General features: G+C 71.5%; 12 protein-coding genes. 2 read left to right on the plus strand and 10 right to left on the minus strand.

The annotated features are described in order from the left end of the window. Positions 1 to 19 precede the first annotated feature (19 nt). Positions 20 to 643 (plus strand): TetR/AcrR family transcriptional regulator, encoded by a 624-nt coding sequence (locus tag IF11_RS0134410; RefSeq protein ID WP_030355735.1) that lies wholly within the window; start codon positions 20 to 22, stop codon positions 641 to 643. A gap of 46 nt (positions 644 to 689) precedes the next feature. Then, the gene (locus IF11_RS0134415) at positions 690 to 962 is read left to right on the plus strand and encodes a hypothetical protein (RefSeq protein WP_030355736.1); all 273 of its coding nucleotides are present in this window, start codon (positions 690 to 692) and stop codon (positions 960 to 962) included. A 22-nt stretch (positions 963 to 984) separates the two neighbouring features. On the opposite strand, the gene IF11_RS0134420 is transcribed toward IF11_RS0134415, so the two are convergent. The 10 genes from IF11_RS0134420 to IF11_RS0134465 form a co-directional block, all read right to left on the minus strand. Next, positions 985 to 2,409 carry an aldehyde dehydrogenase family protein gene (locus IF11_RS0134420; RefSeq protein WP_244888270.1) on the minus strand — a complete coding sequence of 475 codons (1,425 nt, stop codon included), beginning with the start codon at positions 2,407 to 2,409 and terminating at the stop codon, positions 985 to 987. A gap of 11 nt (positions 2,410 to 2,420) precedes the next feature. After that, on the minus strand, positions 2,421 to 4,181 hold the full coding sequence (locus IF11_RS0134425) for an asparagine synthetase B family protein (RefSeq protein ID WP_030355738.1): 1,761 nt from the start codon (positions 4,179 to 4,181) through the stop codon (positions 2,421 to 2,423). Positions 4,182 to 4,269: 88 nt separating this feature from the next. After that, the gene (locus IF11_RS0134430; RefSeq protein WP_030355739.1) at positions 4,270 to 4,824 is read right to left on the minus strand and encodes a hypothetical protein; all 555 of its coding nucleotides are present in this window, start codon (positions 4,822 to 4,824) and stop codon (positions 4,270 to 4,272) included. 24 nt (positions 4,825 to 4,848) lie between these two features. Beyond that, positions 4,849 to 5,769, minus strand: coding sequence for a hypothetical protein (locus IF11_RS0134435; RefSeq protein WP_063759285.1), 921 nt, complete (start codon positions 5,767 to 5,769; stop codon positions 4,849 to 4,851). Beyond that, positions 5,766 to 6,803, minus strand: a complete 1,038-nt coding sequence (locus IF11_RS0134440; protein ID WP_030355741.1) for a hypothetical protein — start codon at positions 6,801 to 6,803, stop codon at positions 5,766 to 5,768. The genes IF11_RS0134435 and IF11_RS0134440 overlap by 4 nt, the downstream gene beginning before the upstream one ends. Further along, positions 6,800 to 7,549 (minus strand): cupin domain-containing protein, encoded by a 750-nt coding sequence (locus IF11_RS0134445; protein ID WP_240627738.1) that lies wholly within the window; start codon positions 7,547 to 7,549, stop codon positions 6,800 to 6,802. Before IF11_RS0134445 ends, IF11_RS0134440 begins: the two co-directional genes overlap by 4 nt. Positions 7,550 to 7,675: 126 nt before the next feature. Next, the gene (locus IF11_RS0134450) at positions 7,676 to 10,060 is read right to left on the minus strand and encodes a galactose oxidase early set domain-containing protein (RefSeq protein WP_030355743.1); all 2,385 of its coding nucleotides are present in this window, start codon (positions 10,058 to 10,060) and stop codon (positions 7,676 to 7,678) included. Between the two features lie 74 nt (positions 10,061 to 10,134). Continuing rightward, a complete protein-coding gene (locus tag IF11_RS0134455; protein ID WP_051746455.1) occupies positions 10,135 to 11,373 on the minus strand; it encodes a glycosyltransferase in 1,239 nt (412 codons plus the stop codon). Next, positions 11,370 to 13,076: an ArnT family glycosyltransferase gene (locus IF11_RS0134460; protein ID WP_030355745.1), complete on the minus strand. Its 1,707-nt coding sequence runs from the start codon at positions 13,074 to 13,076 to the stop codon at positions 11,370 to 11,372. The genes IF11_RS0134455 and IF11_RS0134460 overlap by 4 nt, the downstream gene beginning before the upstream one ends. Then, positions 13,073 to 14,329 (minus strand): glycosyltransferase, encoded by a 1,257-nt coding sequence (locus IF11_RS0134465; protein WP_030355746.1) that lies wholly within the window; start codon positions 14,327 to 14,329, stop codon positions 13,073 to 13,075. The genes IF11_RS0134460 and IF11_RS0134465 overlap by 4 nt, the downstream gene beginning before the upstream one ends. Positions 14,330 to 14,345: the final 16 nt, after the last annotated feature.

Consider the following 14,345-nt stretch of genomic DNA (forward strand, 5'->3'; position numbering starts at 1 on the left):
ATGACCGACAATGAGAAGCATGGCCGCCATCTCACACACCCCCCTCACGGCGCAGCAGCCCCAGCCCGGCCTGCGTGAACGCAAGAAGCTCAAGACCAGGACCGCGATCCGCGGAGCCGCCTTCCGGCTGATCGCGAAGCAGGGGTACGAGGCGACGACCGTCGAGCAGATCGCGGAGGCGTCGGAGGTCTCCCCGTCCACCGTCTTCCGCTACTTCCCGACCAAGGAGGACATCGTCCTCACCGACGAGTACGACCCGGTCATGGCGTCCGTACTGCGCTCCCGGCCGGCCGGTGAATCCCCCCTCGAATCCATTCGCTTCCTCTTCGACCAGACTCTCCAGTCCATGCTGACCAGCGAGTACGACGAGGCGATACAGCGCACGAAGCTGATGGTCGAAGTCCCGGCCGTGCGTGCCCGGATGACCGAGACCATGTCGGTGTCGGCGAAGCTGCTCGGCGATGTGCTCGCGGAGCGCACGGGCCGCGCGCCCGACGATCTGGAACTGCGGATCTTCATCGCGGCCATGCTGAGCGTGGTGCGCGAGGTCACTCTCTACTGGGGCGAGCGCGGTAACCAGGACGATCTGCGCGTCCTGGTCCACGACGCTCTGGACAGCGTCGCCGACGGTCTGCGCCTCTGAACCCTGGGGACGGCAGGAGCCCGTACGGGACCTACCGATCCCAGGTTTGGCCACCGCTCTGACCGGAGGGACGGGTACGGAGGCGGGGGCGGAGGCCGGCGCGAAGGAGCCCCAGGCGCGCACCGCTCCGCGCGGCGCCCGCCCCCGGGCGATGGTCCTGGACGCGGTCTGCGCGATCGACGCCGCGCACGAGCGGGACGACGCGGTCCTCGCCCGTGGCGACTGGCAGCGGGAGCGGCCGGCCGCGTGGCGGGAGCTGCGTACGGTCGAGCACTCCCCCGTCCTGTGGGGCGCGTTCGCCACGATCAGCACGGTCTGACGGCCGACTGGCCACGTCCCCCTCAGCGGAAGCGAGGCGTCAGCGTCAGGCGCGCCGTGATCGTCTTCGGGCGCTGGTACTCGTGCAGGGCCAGCGTGCTCAGGTCCGTACCGTGCCCCGACGAACCCCGGCCGCCGTGCGGCAGCTCCGCCGTCTGGACGAGATGGCAGTTGAGCCACGCCTCGCCCGCGTTCAGCCGGCCGGCGAGATCGAGCCCCGCCGCCACGTCCCGGGTCCATACGCTGGCGGCCAGCGCCTGCGGCACCCCGTTGGCCAGCGCCACGGCTTCCTCCACGCTGTCCGCCGCCTGCACCGTCAGCAGCGGGCCGAACACCTCGTCCACCACCGCAGGATCGTCGTCCGGCAGCTCCGCGAGCACGCACGCGGGCCGCCAGAAGCCGCCCTCCTCGCCGGTGCCGAGCGCGCTCCCGGCCGTGGCCGTCACCTTCGCCGCCGAGGCGGCGACGATCCGGTCGTAACGCGCCGCCTGGTCCGCGTTGTTGAGCGGCCCGAAGTCCCGGCCCGCCCGGCGCTCCCGCATGGCGTCGCCGAGCAGGGACACGGCCGACTCGTAGTTCTCGCGGAGGGTGATCACCCGCGCCGGGACGGCGCAGCTCTGGCCCGCGTTGTACGTGGTCGCGAGCGCCAGTTCCGCCCAGGTGTCCTCCGGGGCGTCCGGCAGGACGACGACCGGGCTGTTGCCGCCCAGCTCCAGGCTGACGCGCCGGGTGCCCGCGCGCGCCGCCACATCCGCCCCTGCCGCCGCGCTCCCGGTGAAGGCCACCATGTCGATCGCGCTCGCCACGAGCAGGCGTCCGGTCTCCCGGTCGCCGGGCAGGGTCCCTACGACCGCCTCGCCCAGCGCCTCCGCCGCGTGCTCGGCGAGCAGCAGCAGCGAGTCGGGGGTGGTCTCCGCGGGCTTGACGACGACGGTGTTCCCGGCGGCGAGCGCGGGCGCACAACGCCAAGTAGCCATCATCAGCGGGTAGTTCCAGGGGACGACGACCCCGGCCACACCGAGCGGCTCCCAGCGGACCCAGCTCTCGTGCCCGGCGACAAAGCTCCCGGCGGCGGGCGCGGGCTGGGTGCGGGCCGCCCATGCGTAGAAGCGGAAGAGGTCCGCCGCGTTCGCCACCTCGCCGGCCGCCTCGTGCGCCGGCTTGCCGGTGCCCGCCCGCTCCAGCGCGGCGTACTGGTCGGCGTGCTCCTCGATCAGCCCGGCGAGCCGGTCGAGCGCCCGGGACCGCTCCCTCGGGGTGCGCGCCCGCCAGCCGTCGAAGGCCCGGCGGGCCGCGCCGACCGCGGCGGTGACCTGCGGGCCGCGGGCGACGGGCGAGCTGCCGCGTATCCGGCCGGTACGGGGGTCGATGAGCGGCACGGTGACGTCCGACGCCTCCGGCGCGGTGTACAGATCCGCGTACGGACCGGTGTCCGGCTCGGTGTTCAAGGGGGCCTCCATCAGCTGATGTCGTAGGCGCGCAGCCACAGTTCGAGGGTGAGCACGAGCCACAGTTTGCCGCCCTGCCTGGGCAGCAGCGTGCCCTCCCCCCGCATCCACGAGCGCACCGTGTCCGGCCGGAACAGCCCGCGGGCGCGCGCCTCGCGGCCCAGCAGCAGATCGCCCGCCAGCTCCCGCAGCGGCCCGCCGAGCCACTGCTGGACCGGCACCCGCATACCGCTCTTCGGCCGGTCCACGACCGTGTCGGGCAGCAGGTCCCGCACGGCCTCCTTCAGCACCCATTTCTCGACCGCGCCGTTCAGCTTCCACCGGGGCGGCGTGGCGAAGGCGTGGTCCACCACCCGGCGGTCGAAGAGCGGGGCGCGGCCCTGGATCCCCTGGGAGGCGGTGAGCCGTTCGACCTTGGTGAGGATGTGATGGGCGCCCTTGGTGCGCAGATTGCAGTGCAGCAGCTGGTTGAGCAGATGGTCCATCCTGCCGTCCCGGGCCGCGGGCCGCAGATACGGGGCGACGAACCGCTCGGGCCCCGGCGCGGTGGCGAGGGCGTCCAGCGCCTCGGCGGTGAGCAGCTCGGGCAGATCGGTGAAGCATTTGCGGTACGAGCGCAGATACGCCATCTCGCGCGCGTCCTCGGCGCCGCCGCCCGCCACCTCACCGCGGTGCATCTCGTACACCAGCATGGGCAGGTTCTTCGGCCCGCCGAACACCGGGTCGCCACCCTCCCCGTTGAGCACGACCCGCAGTCCGTCGCCCGCCACGGCCTCGGCGAGCATCAGATTCGGCACGGTCAGCGGATCGCCGACGGGGCTGTCGAGCAGGGCCGCGGCCTCCGCGAGCCGCGCGGCCACGGCGTCGCCGGACACGGTGAGCACCCGGTGGCGCGTGTGGCAGTGCTGGGCGACCAGGCCCGAGTAGCCCAGCTCGTTGGGGAGTTCGTCGCCGAAGCTGATGGAGTACGTGTGCACAGGATGGGCGTGCAGCTTGGCGGCGAGCGCGGTCACCAGCGAGCTGTCGACCCCGCCGGAGAGCAGCACCCCCACGGCCTCGGCCTCCGGCAGCCGGCACGCCGTGGCCTCCTCCAGCAGCTCGCGCAGGCGCAGGGCGTAGCTCTCGGGCGGCGCGCCGTCGTCCTCGATCAGCTCCTGGGGCTCCCAGTAGGGCTCCTCCGTGACGGCCCCGTCCGCCGCGAGCCGCAGACAGCGCCCGGGGAGCACTTCGCGTACGCCGCGCAGCAGCGTCTCCTCGCCGGGGAGGTAGGCGAAGGTCAGGAAGGAGCGTACGGCGGCCAGTTCGAGGCCGGTGCCGAGCGCGGGCCAGCGGCGCAGGGCGCGCAGCGAGGTGGACGCGGCCCAGCAGTCGTCGGCGCGGGCGTAGAACAGCGTGCGGGCGCCCATGTGGTCGCGGATCAGGACCAGTTCACCGGCGTCGTGGACGGCGAGCGCGAACATGCCTTCCGCCGCCCGGATCCCGGCCGCGCCGAGCCGTACCCAGCAGCGCAGCAGCAGCTCGCCGTCCGGGCAGCCGGGCGGGGCGGGGGCGTCGGCGCGTTCGAGCGCGGCGAAGAGTGCGGACCGGTTGTGGAGGGTGACCTCGCCGACGGCGGTACGGCCGTACGCGGTGAACGGGCCGGTGGCATGGCCCGGTTCGTCCTGGATCAACGCCGCGCCCGGCGCACCGGCGCCCACGGCGGCGCCCATCGCCGCGAGATGTCCCGCCGCCCGTTCGGGTGTCGCCGCCAGGCAGGCACAGAAGCGCGCCACGGTCGCCCCTCCTCTCGATTCCCCTCGATGCACGAATTCCTACGGCCTGTCCGGCCGGCAGACACGGCCGGCCGGCCGGCGGGCCGGACTACCCGAAGTCGTCGTCGCTCCAGCCGCCGCCGTCGTCGGAGTTCCAGCCGTCACTGGAATCCCAGTCGCCGCCGTCGCCGCCCGCGTCGCCGTCGCTCGAACCGCCGCCGCCCGCGTCGCCGCCGCCGGAGGAGTTCTGGGGCGCCGCCTGCTGTTGCTGGCGCAGCTCCTCCTCCTCTTCGGGCGTGAGCTCCTCCGGCGGGAGCTGGGCGGCCGTGAGGGCGAGGGTGACCAACCCGAGCCCGCCCAGCAGCACGCCCATGCGCCCGCCGAACGAGGTCCTGTTGACCAGCACCGTCCCGCCCCGGTCCCAGACCGTACGGCCGTAGCCGATGTCCCGGCCGTAGGTCACCCTGCCGTCGGAGTAACTGCGCTTGATGATGCGCCCGCCGAGCTGTTCGTCGGTGCCGGAAGCGCCCTGGTTGTCGTGCCAGCGCACGCGCGTGCCGCCGTCGCGCCGCCGCCATTCCTCACGTCCGTCCTCGTAGCGGCGGTGGACGCTGCTGTCGGCGAGCAGCTCATCCCTGTACGGGGTCTCGCGGGGCCGGTTCATCGCCTCTAGGGCCTTTCGTTTGGATCAGGCCGGATCAGGGAGCGGGGTCTGGTGCCGTGGATCGCAAGGCGGAGGAAGGAGCCCACGCGGAGCGTAGGCGACTGACGACAATGTCATGAATCCCGCCGTACGCAGCTCACGCAGCCCGGTCCACACCGAGTGGCTCGGCGTCCTCGGTCCGCGGACGAGCCGCAGTACGGTGCGCAGCAGCCGGGCCGGCGGGACGGACTCCACCTCGGCGAAGCGCCCTTCGGCGAGCCAGTCCCGCTCGCGGGGTTCGAGCGCGGCGGGCAGCGTCAGCGGGCCGGGTCCCGGCGCCGGGCCGCGCGGCGAGATCAGATGCAGCGCGGTGGCGTGCCGGGGTACGAGACCCATCGAGGCGACCCGTACGCCGGGGACCGCGTCGCGCACCCGCGCGGTGAGCGCGATGCCTTCCACGCTCGCGTCGTGCAGTACGTGCACGGTGGCGCCGTCCACCCTGCCAAGACCGGTCACCAGCCGGGGGTCGAGCGGCAGATCGTCGGCGGCGAACACCGGGCAGGCGGCCTCCAGATGCACATCGTTGGCGAGGAGCATCCGGGCCACACGGCGGCTCTGGCAGACGAGCAGCCGGGGCAGTCCGTAGTCGTAGAGATCGGGCTCGGAGGGCTCCGAGGGCTCGCGGACCTGGGCAGGGTCCGGCTCAGGCCCGGACGCCAGCAGTCCGGGCACCGCGCCGTACCGCCGCAGGGCCTCCTCGAACCGCTCGTACCGTACGGGCGGCGCGGGCGTCAGCGGGAGCCTGCGCGGGACCGCGTGCAGCGGGCGCACAACGCGGCACATCTCGTAGTACAACTGGAGCTCGGTGAACCGGATCCGGCCGGGCGCGCCCGCGCGTTCGACAGCGGTGGCGAGCGCGCGGTCGAGCAGCCGGTCGCCGATGCCCCCGGCGACGCGTGGGGTCATCGGCCGGCCTCGCCGGGCCAGGTGAGGAATCCGATGGCCTCCGCCTCGCGCCGCTCGGGGTCCGTACGGGTCGTGGCGGCCACACGTTCGACGGTCTTGGTGACGGCCGCGAGAAGCCTGGCGGGCCGGACGGCGACGAGCGAGACCGTCCAGCCCCTGGCCAGCCAGTCCAGCTCGGCCTTGGTGAGCGTGCCGCTCTCGCCCAGCCACTGGATGAGGTCCCGGGCCGGCTTGTCACCGCGCCTCGCCGGCGCGCCCGGCGTACCCATGACGGCGCGCGGCGGCAGCCCCGCGTCGATCACCGTACGGCCGGGCAGCTCCGCACGCGTCCGTATGACCTGCCGGCAGCCGGGCGCGCTCGCGTCGTGCAGGACGACGACGGGCATGCCCTCCGGCAGCCGCTCGATCTCGGTGGTGACCACGACTCCGTACCGCTCCGGTATCCCATTGGCGACCAGGAAGGCGGCGATGGCCCGGTCGGGGCAGAGCAGCGCGATCCGCGCGCCCTCCGGCACATGGACGGCGCGGTACGGGAAGTCCTCCACGACCCCGGGCGGCAGCGAACCGTACACATCCGTCCAGTCGTGCCGCATGAGCGAGCGGAACCCGCTGAGCGGATCCGTCGTCCGTTCCTTCCTGCCGCCTATCAGGGCGGCGGACACACCGAGGATGAAGATCAGGACGAGGATCCCGCCGAAGATGGCGAACGCGCCCATCTCCGCGGCGCTCAGTCCGACGATGATCATGACAATGCCGACCAGCAGCGGGACCCACAGACATCCCAGGGCCTCCGCGACCGGGCTCTGGCTCTTGCCCGGCGCCGTCCTGGGCAGCGCCGCGGCCCCGAGCTGGTTGACGGAGATCTTCAGCCGGCCGCCGTCGGTGCGCTTCTCCAGCAGGCGGCGGACCCGTACATCACTCATCCGCAGCGAGTTGGTCTTGGGTTCCAGGGCGAACCGCCGCTTGCACCGGGAGCAGTTGCGGTTGGGCCGCTCCTTGTAGAGCAGGCTCGTCTCGCAGAACGGGCAGATCATCGTGGGCCCTCCAGTGCGGACGCGGCGCGCCGGAGCCCGGCGGCGAGACGCTCCCGCACGGTGGTGGCGCCGATGCCCCTGACGCGCTGGATACGTTCGATGTCGCGCAGCGCGGCGGCCAGCAGCCCGTAGTCGGTGCCCACGCGCGTGACGGTGCCGAGCGTGCCGTGGCCGTGCCGTATGCCGTCGTCACCGGCCTCGTCCACGGCGCGGCGCTCGGCCTCGTCGGCGGTGATCGCGTAATCCTCGTGGTCGATACCGAAACCGGTGTTGGCGGCGAGGATGTTCAGCGGTTTCGAGCCGCGGTTGGCGAAGGAGTGGGGCATCATCTCCGGGATCCGGATCATGGCCCCGGGGAACAGCCGGATCTCGGTGACCCGGCCGCGCGGCGCGTCGTAGAGACCGCAGGCGGCGTGGCCGAGGCTGAGCACGATGTGCTCGCCGCCGTGCGCGTGCGGGGTGAACGCGCTGCGCGGGCCGACGACCCCGAGCTTGAACGTGGCGTTGGACGGGCGCTCGGGCGAGGTCCGCGCGTCACCGACGAGATAGTGGGCGAACTGCCCGTCGTCGATGAAGCGCAGGAACTCCTCGCTCGGGCCCAGCTCGCGCGCCCCGTCCCGGTCGGCGAACAGCACACTGCCCTCGGGCTTGAGATGGAACAGCTCCACCCCGTGGGGCAGGTCTCGCGACAGCCGTTCCATACCCCGCAGCCCGGGTGTGCCGGAACCGGATTCCACGTCGGACATCAACGCCCCCCTCGCGTTGTCGACCACGATCGCATCGTAGGACCGCGACCGGGAACATCTGGAACAGATGATATGGCGGAGCACTGACATCGCAATGAAGTACGAGGGGGGCGCGTACGCGGTGCCTCAGCTCCGCCGCCTCAAGTCCCCCTTCCCGCACGCCACCCCGTCCCCGTCCGGGTCCAGCCGGAGCGGATCGTCCCCGCCGTTGACCTTCAGCCGCCCGTAGTCGTTCGCCGCGAGCCAGTCGCAGCGCGCCTTCGTCGTCGCCGCCTTGGTGCCGCCCCGCACCGTCTCGGGAAAGACCGTCGGTACGCAGACGTTCGCCGAGCCGTAGTGCCGGTCGCACCCCGCGACCCGCGGGCTCACCGGCGCCGAGGTCCGCTTCTTCCGCGGCTTCTCTGGGCTCTTCGCGAGCTCCCCCGCGAAGTCGTGGACGTGCGCCGACTCCGCCGCCTGGCCGGCGAGCGCCGGCGGCCCGCCCAGATGTACCCACTCGGCCACCGAGGGAACGCCGTTGGCGTCGACCGCGAAGAGCATGTACCAGCCGGGAGGCGCCAGATTCGGGTTGCTCGTGACATTGAGGTCGACGTTGTTCCCGTCCACCGAGAGCGGAAGGTCCACGAACCGCTGGTTGGGGTCGGAGGAGTGGGTGACCGCCGCCGGCCGGATCAGTTCGGCCTTGGCGATCGGCCGGTCGACCGTGATCCGCTGCGTGTCGCCGTAGAGCCACTGATTGTCGATCAGTGAAGTGATCCGCGGGCGTGGCCCCTTGAGGAGATACGGCGGGGTGTAGAGCGACACCTGATGGTTCCAGGAGCCGTTGCCCGGGTTGTCGCCGGTCGTCATCACCCGGCCGTCCGGGAGCAGGAACGCCGACGAGTGGTAGCCGCGCGCCTCCGGGTCGACCGCCACCGGATCGAAGGTGTCCGTCACCGGGTCGAACAGCGAGGACTCGTACACGGGGTTGGCGCGGTTGTGCAGCGCGCCGCCCGTCTCCAGGACCTTGCCGTCGGGCAGCAGCACGGCGGAGCCGTACATCTTGCCCTGCGCCCCCGTCTGCGGCTGCGGTCCGTTGCCGAGGTCGACCGTGCCCTGCGGCAGCAACGGGCCGGGGGTGTAACGGGGGTTGGGCTGCTTGAGGTCGATCAGATCCGTCAGGCGGTTCGCCTCCGGGTTGGAGTCGATATTGCCGCCGCCGATCGTCAGCACCCGCTGGTCCTGCGCGGGCGGCAGCAGCACGCTCGCCGACTGGTCGCGCTCGTCCTTGTTCTGGAGACCCGGGATCTCGGTCACCGTGTTGGCGTCGTAGTCGTAGACCGACGAGCCGGTGCCCGGCGTGCCGTTGCCGAAGACATGGCTGCCGGAGTAGAAGAGCCGACCGTCCTGCATCAGGATCATCGACGGGTACAGCCCCCAGTACGACCAGGTCTGGTTGACCTGCCCCATCGGCAGCCACTTGTCCTGCGCCGCCGACCAGCGCTCGGCGGTCACCGAACCGCTGGAGTCCTCGCGCAGCCCGCCGAAGGACATCACATCGCCGTTGCCCATGATCGTGGCGGACGGATACCAGTGCCCGTCGTTCATGTCATTGGTCCTGGTGTACGTCTCGGTGGCGGGGTCGAAGACGTACGAGTCCTTGAAGCCCTGGTAGCCGACCGTGCCGTCCGCCGACGGATAGCCCTTGTTGCCGCTCATCACGAGCACCCGGCCGTCGGAGAGCTGGACATGGCCGGAGCAGAACATGTCGTCGGGGGTGGGGACCGTACGGTACGAGCCGTCCGCCGGGTCGTAGACCGCCGAGGTGAACGTACCGGCCGCGAACATCTCCGGGTCGTTGCCGGAGCCCGCGATCAGCAGCACCTTGCCGTTGTGCAGCACGACCGAGTGCATCGAACGCACCGGGTTCTCCGTCGGCAGCACCTGCCAGCGGCCGTTGGCGCACTCCTCGGCGGTGCCGGTGCACTCCGGTTCGACGGGCGGCGGGGCGACCTCCTCCATCACATAGTCATCGGTGGTCACACTGCCCGTGCCGTACACCGACACGCCCCAGGTGATCCGGTCGGTGCCGGGCGGAATGACGGGTGTACGGACCTCGGCCCGCTGGTAACCGGCGCTCAGGTCAAGGGTTTTGAGGTCGGTCCAGTACTGCCAGCCCGCCGTGGTGTCATGGCGGAAGAGCGTGATCGCGGCGTCGGGGGTCGTCGACCTGTACCAGAGGGAGAGGTCGTACTGCCGCTCCGGCACCACCGCGGGCGCGCACTCCGCGGACTCCGTGATCAGCGCCTTGCGGTCGCCCTCGGTCCGGCGGGTCAGCGCGACCCTCAGCGCGGCGGTGCCGGAGTGGGCGTCGGCGACGGTGTCGAAGGAGAAGTCGTTGTCGCCCCAGCCGGACCGCTCCCAGCAGTACGGCATGGCGTCCGCGCCCGGCGTCTCGAACCCGGGGTTCTTGACGAGGTTCGCCCCGGCCGCCGCGGGCTGCTGGGTGGCGAACAGCAGGCCGCCGGTCATGGCGAGGAGGGCGAGGAACGCGGTACGGCGCGACGTACGGAACCGGCGCGGCGAGACCCGCGGAAGGACCGCACTCATCGGCGCACGCTCCCCTCAGTACGGCCGGCCGCCGCGCCACTCGTCACACGGGCCTGAGCGCGCCGGCCCGGCCGCTCCCGCTTCGGCAGATAGACCAGCGCCTCCGTCCCCACGAACCGGAGCACGAATGTCGCCAGCAGCGCGCACGCGGTCGCCGTCAGCACCCCCATCCCGAGCTGCGCGACGAACAGCGCGATCAGCGGGATACGGAGCAGCAGATCGGCGTTGGCGAGCAGCGCGAACCGGCCCACCCGGTCCGCCCAGTGCCGGTGCGCCCGCCGGTCACGGAAGAGCAGCACCTCGATCAGCAGGAAGTTCCACAGGACACCGAACTGGTTGGCCATCACCTCGGCCGGCAGATAGTGCACCCCGGCCGCCGTCAGCCCGTGCAGCGCGAGCAGGTTCGGTACGAAGCCGGTGAGCCCGATCAGCCCGAAGGCGATCATCCGAGCGAGCGTGGCGGCCGTACGCAGCTCCACGAGATGGCGCAGAAAGCGCAGCCCCTCCTTCGCCGTGGACTTCGACTCGCCCGCGAAGCGGTCGCGGAAGACGAACGGCACCTCGGCCGGCTGCTCGGGCCGGCAGCGTACGGCCAGCTCCAGCAGGATCTTGTAGCCGAGCGGACGCAGCGCCTCCGAGGTGACGGCGGAGCGCCGGATCGCGAAGAACCCGCTCATCGGGTCGCTGATCCCGCGCAGCGCGGCCGGGAACATCCCCTTGGTCAGCCAGGTCGCCGCGCGGGAGACGGCGACGCGGTAGCCACCGGCCAGTCCGGCCCGGCTGCCGCCGTCGATATAGCGGCTGGCGATGACGAGATCGGCGGAGGTCCGCTCGCCGGCCGCGACCAGATCGGGCACGAGCGCGGGCGGATGCTGGAGATCGGCGTCCATGACGACGATCCAGTCGGACCCGGCGGCCTTGAGCCCTTCGACGACCGCGCCGCCGAGACCGCCCTCGGGCTTCTCGCGGTGGATGACATTGACCGGGAACGGGCAGTCCTGTGCGGCGGATTCGATGACCTCGGGGGTGTCGTCGGTCGAGTCGTCGACGAAGAGCACCTCGCAGGGCAGCCTGGCCGGTACGGCCTCGGTGAGCTGCCGCAGCAACTCCCGTACGTTCCCGGACTCGTTGAAGGTCGGGATGATGACGGTGACGGCGCCCGGCTCGGCGACGACGGTCGCTTCCAGCTCCGGTTCACCGCGCTCCCCGGCACCGATGGGGGGAAGAATGCTCATCGCCCGTCGCCTCCCGCGATCCTGTTGCCATCCGCGATTCCGTCGCCTTGCGCGATCCGCCGGATCTCGATCCGGTCCTCGCCGTCCCCGAAGACGGCGACGGCGGTCGAGTGCTCCAGCGCGTCCCGCACCTTGGGCAGATCGCGCGCGTCGCGCCGTACGGTCGGGGACGCGACGACATAGTCCAGATCGCGCCAGCCGTTCGGCATGGTCTTGGTGACGGCCGGGTCGAGGTCGGCCTTGTAGAACCAGATCGCGCCGAGCCCCGGTTCGTATCCGGCGTGCACCAGATCCAGCCAGAGCGCGTCATCGACCAGCACCCGGGCCCGGGACGGGTCGGGCACCTCCGTCGCCATCCAGGAAGCCGCCTGGCGGTAGGGGGCGTTGGCGTCGGCCGTCAGGGCGGTGTGGTTGCCGTCGTACCACCGGGGTACGACGACGGCCAGCGCGGTCGCGGCGAGCGCCGCCAGCACCGTCCAGCGGACGGTGGTGAGGGTACGGCCCTCGCGCGGGCCGCGCCGTCTGCGCAGGATCGCGTGGGTGACGGACGCGGCGCCGCCCGCCAGCACCAGCGCCAGGAACGGCAGCCCCTGGATGACATACATCGCGGGCAGATAGCCGGACGGGCGCAGGGCGACGGCGGTCAGGATCACCACGGCCAGCGCGGGCCCCGCCAGCGCCCGCGCGGTGACCGACCAGCGCAGGGTGACCATCAGCAGGACGGCGCCCGCGATCCCGCCGAGCGGCAGGACCCGGTCGTAGTAGAGCCAGGACTGGAGCACCCCGTACGAACCGCTGCCCGGGTCGAGGACGAAGCCGGATCCGGGCCTGCTCATCTGGTACGTGATGCCGTCCCAGAGCGAGACATGCCCGCCCCCGGGCAGCAACTCCCCCTTGAGCAGGGCCATCAGCGGATAGCAGAGCCCGACCAGCACGCACGCGGTGATCGCGCCGGTCACCGCGAACTTGCGGGTGTCACGATGGCTGTGCCGCCATAACGTCACCAGCAGCGCGGGCAGGACGACCAGCATGGTCTCCTTCGTGAGCACCCCGACGGCGGCGGCGAGTCCGGCCGCGAAGTGGTGCCACAGATGCCGGCTGGGCGAGGCCGCGAGGCAGAACGCGAGCAGCATCCACATCACGGCGATGTTGTCGAGGAAGATCTCCCGCTGGAGCACCACGGAGAGCGGAGAGAGCCCGAACAGGACCATCGCCAGCCCGGCCGCCCAGCGCGGCAGCCAGAGCCGCCGGGCCAGTACGTAGAGGAAGACCGCGCTCGCCGCGCTGACCAGCAGCATGGCGAAGCGCATCGGGGCGACCGTCATCGCCTCGGGCGAGAAGAGCGAGGGCAGCCAGGTCAGAAAGGCGATCTGCATCCAGCCGAGCGGCGGATGGTCGTACCAGTAGGTGTAGTGGGCGAGGCCCTTGCCCTCCTGGACGGCCCAGGCCTGGGCGAGATAGGTGCCCTCGTCGTCGCTGAGCGTCGGATAGTGCTGGATGTTCCAGCCCTGGACCAGCAGGATCGCGACGAGGAGCGCCCCGCACAGGAGCAGATCGGCGCGGGAGCGGCGGAAGCGTATGACCGGGCGGACGGTGAGCCGCCGCTTGTCGGTGCGCTCCGGCCGGTGCCCGCGGGCATGACTCGGCTGCGCGGGGACGGCGGTCGGCTGCTCCGTCGTCACCCCGGGGAGGGTGGAGGTCACGCGTGGACGTCCTCTCGGATGAGATGCGCGCCGACATGACTGGTCAGCTCCCAGTCACCGCGCCCCCGCTGCTCTCGCCAGACGGCGCGGATCGCCGCACCCGCCAGGAGCACCTGGTAGAAGGGGCCGCCGATGATGAGCTTCAGATAGTGCGTGAGCCGGACGCGCAGTCCGTACTGCCTGCCGAAGTCATGGAGCCCGACGATCTCGAAGACGAAGGTCACCATGGCGGTGACGAGCGGCAGGAACGTCACGAACGCGATCGTCACCGGTACGTCGAGCAGGAGCGCGACCCCCACGTTGAGCGGGATGATCAGGCCGGTGAACGCCTGGAGGAACGGTGTCATCAGCGTGTAGCGGGCGAGCATCCGCTGTCCGCGCGTGGGCAGTTGGCGCCAGTCCTTCTTGCGGTACACCTGAAGGAAGCCCTGGTTCCAGCGGGTGCGCTGTTTGAGCAGGGACATGAGCGAGCCCGGGGTCTCCTCGCGGGTCACCATGTCGGAGTCGTACGCGACGACGACCTTCTTGCCGACGCTGGAGAGCCGTACGCCCAGATCGCAGTCCTCGGCCAGACAGTTCTGGTCCCAGCCGCCCGCCTCGCGCAGCACGTCGGTGCGTACGAAGACGGTGTTGCCGCCGAGCGGGATGAAGCCCTTCTGGGCGTGCAGATGGAGCCGGCTGCGGAACCAGAAGAAGTACTCCAGGCAGTTGCGCAGGCTGTACCAGCTGGAGTGGAAGTTGATCAGCTGGACGCCGCCCTGGACGACATCGGCGCCGGTGGTGCGGAAGGCGTGGTCGACATGGGTCAGCAGCTCCGGATGGACCTGGTCCTCGGCGTCGAAGACCCCGACGACCTCGCCGGTGCAGTGCGGCAGCGCGGTGTTGAGCGCCTTGGGTTTGTTCTTCGCCTCATGAGTGTCGACGACGACCCTGACCCGGTGCGGGTCGCGGGCGGCGGCCCGTTCGGCGACCGCCGCGGTCTCGGGGTCGTCGTGCCCGACGATGACGATGATCTCGAATCCGCTGTGGCTGGACTCCAGCAGCCGCTCGATGGTGTGCTCCAGCACGGCCTGTTCATGACGGGCCGGCAGGAGCAGCGAGAACGAGCTCTCCCGGCCGCCGTCGGGCCGGTCGAATCTGGTCGCGGCCAGCGTCTCCGGCGTACGCCAGGCGTGCATCTGCCACCAGAGCGTGAACGCGGCCATCCAGAACAGCGCCAGTGAAATGGCAGCGATGAATACGGACGTGAACACATGGCCCCCCTCGGCC

Origin of the sequence: Streptomyces scopuliridis RB72, from assembly GCF_000718095.1 — a bacterium.
GTDB lineage: Bacteria > Actinomycetota > Actinomycetes > Streptomycetales > Streptomycetaceae > Streptomyces > Streptomyces scopuliridis.

Excerpts from the sequence above, each read along its gene's own strand:
- IF11_RS0134440 (WP_030355741.1), bottom strand. The coding sequence starts at position 6,803 with ATGATCTGCCCGTTCTGCGAGACGAGCCTGCTCTACAAGGAGCGGCCC.
- IF11_RS0134410 (WP_030355735.1), top strand. The coding sequence starts at position 20 with ATGGCCGCCATCTCACACACCCCCCTCACGGCGCAGCAGCCCCAGCCC.
- IF11_RS0134455 (WP_051746455.1), bottom strand. The coding sequence starts at position 11,373 with ATGAGCATTCTTCCCCCCATCGGTGCCGGGGAGCGCGGTGAACCGGAG.
- IF11_RS0134450 (WP_030355743.1), bottom strand. The coding sequence starts at position 10,060 with ATGACCGGCGGCCTGCTGTTCGCCACCCAGCAGCCCGCGGCGGCCGGG.
- IF11_RS0134435 (WP_063759285.1), bottom strand. The coding sequence starts at position 5,769 with ATGACCCCACGCGTCGCCGGGGGCATCGGCGACCGGCTGCTCGACCGC.
- IF11_RS0134430 (WP_030355739.1), bottom strand. The coding sequence starts at position 4,824 with ATGAACCGGCCCCGCGAGACCCCGTACAGGGATGAGCTGCTCGCCGAC.
- IF11_RS0134445 (WP_240627738.1), bottom strand. The coding sequence starts at position 7,549 with ATGTCCGACGTGGAATCCGGTTCCGGCACACCCGGGCTGCGGGGTATG.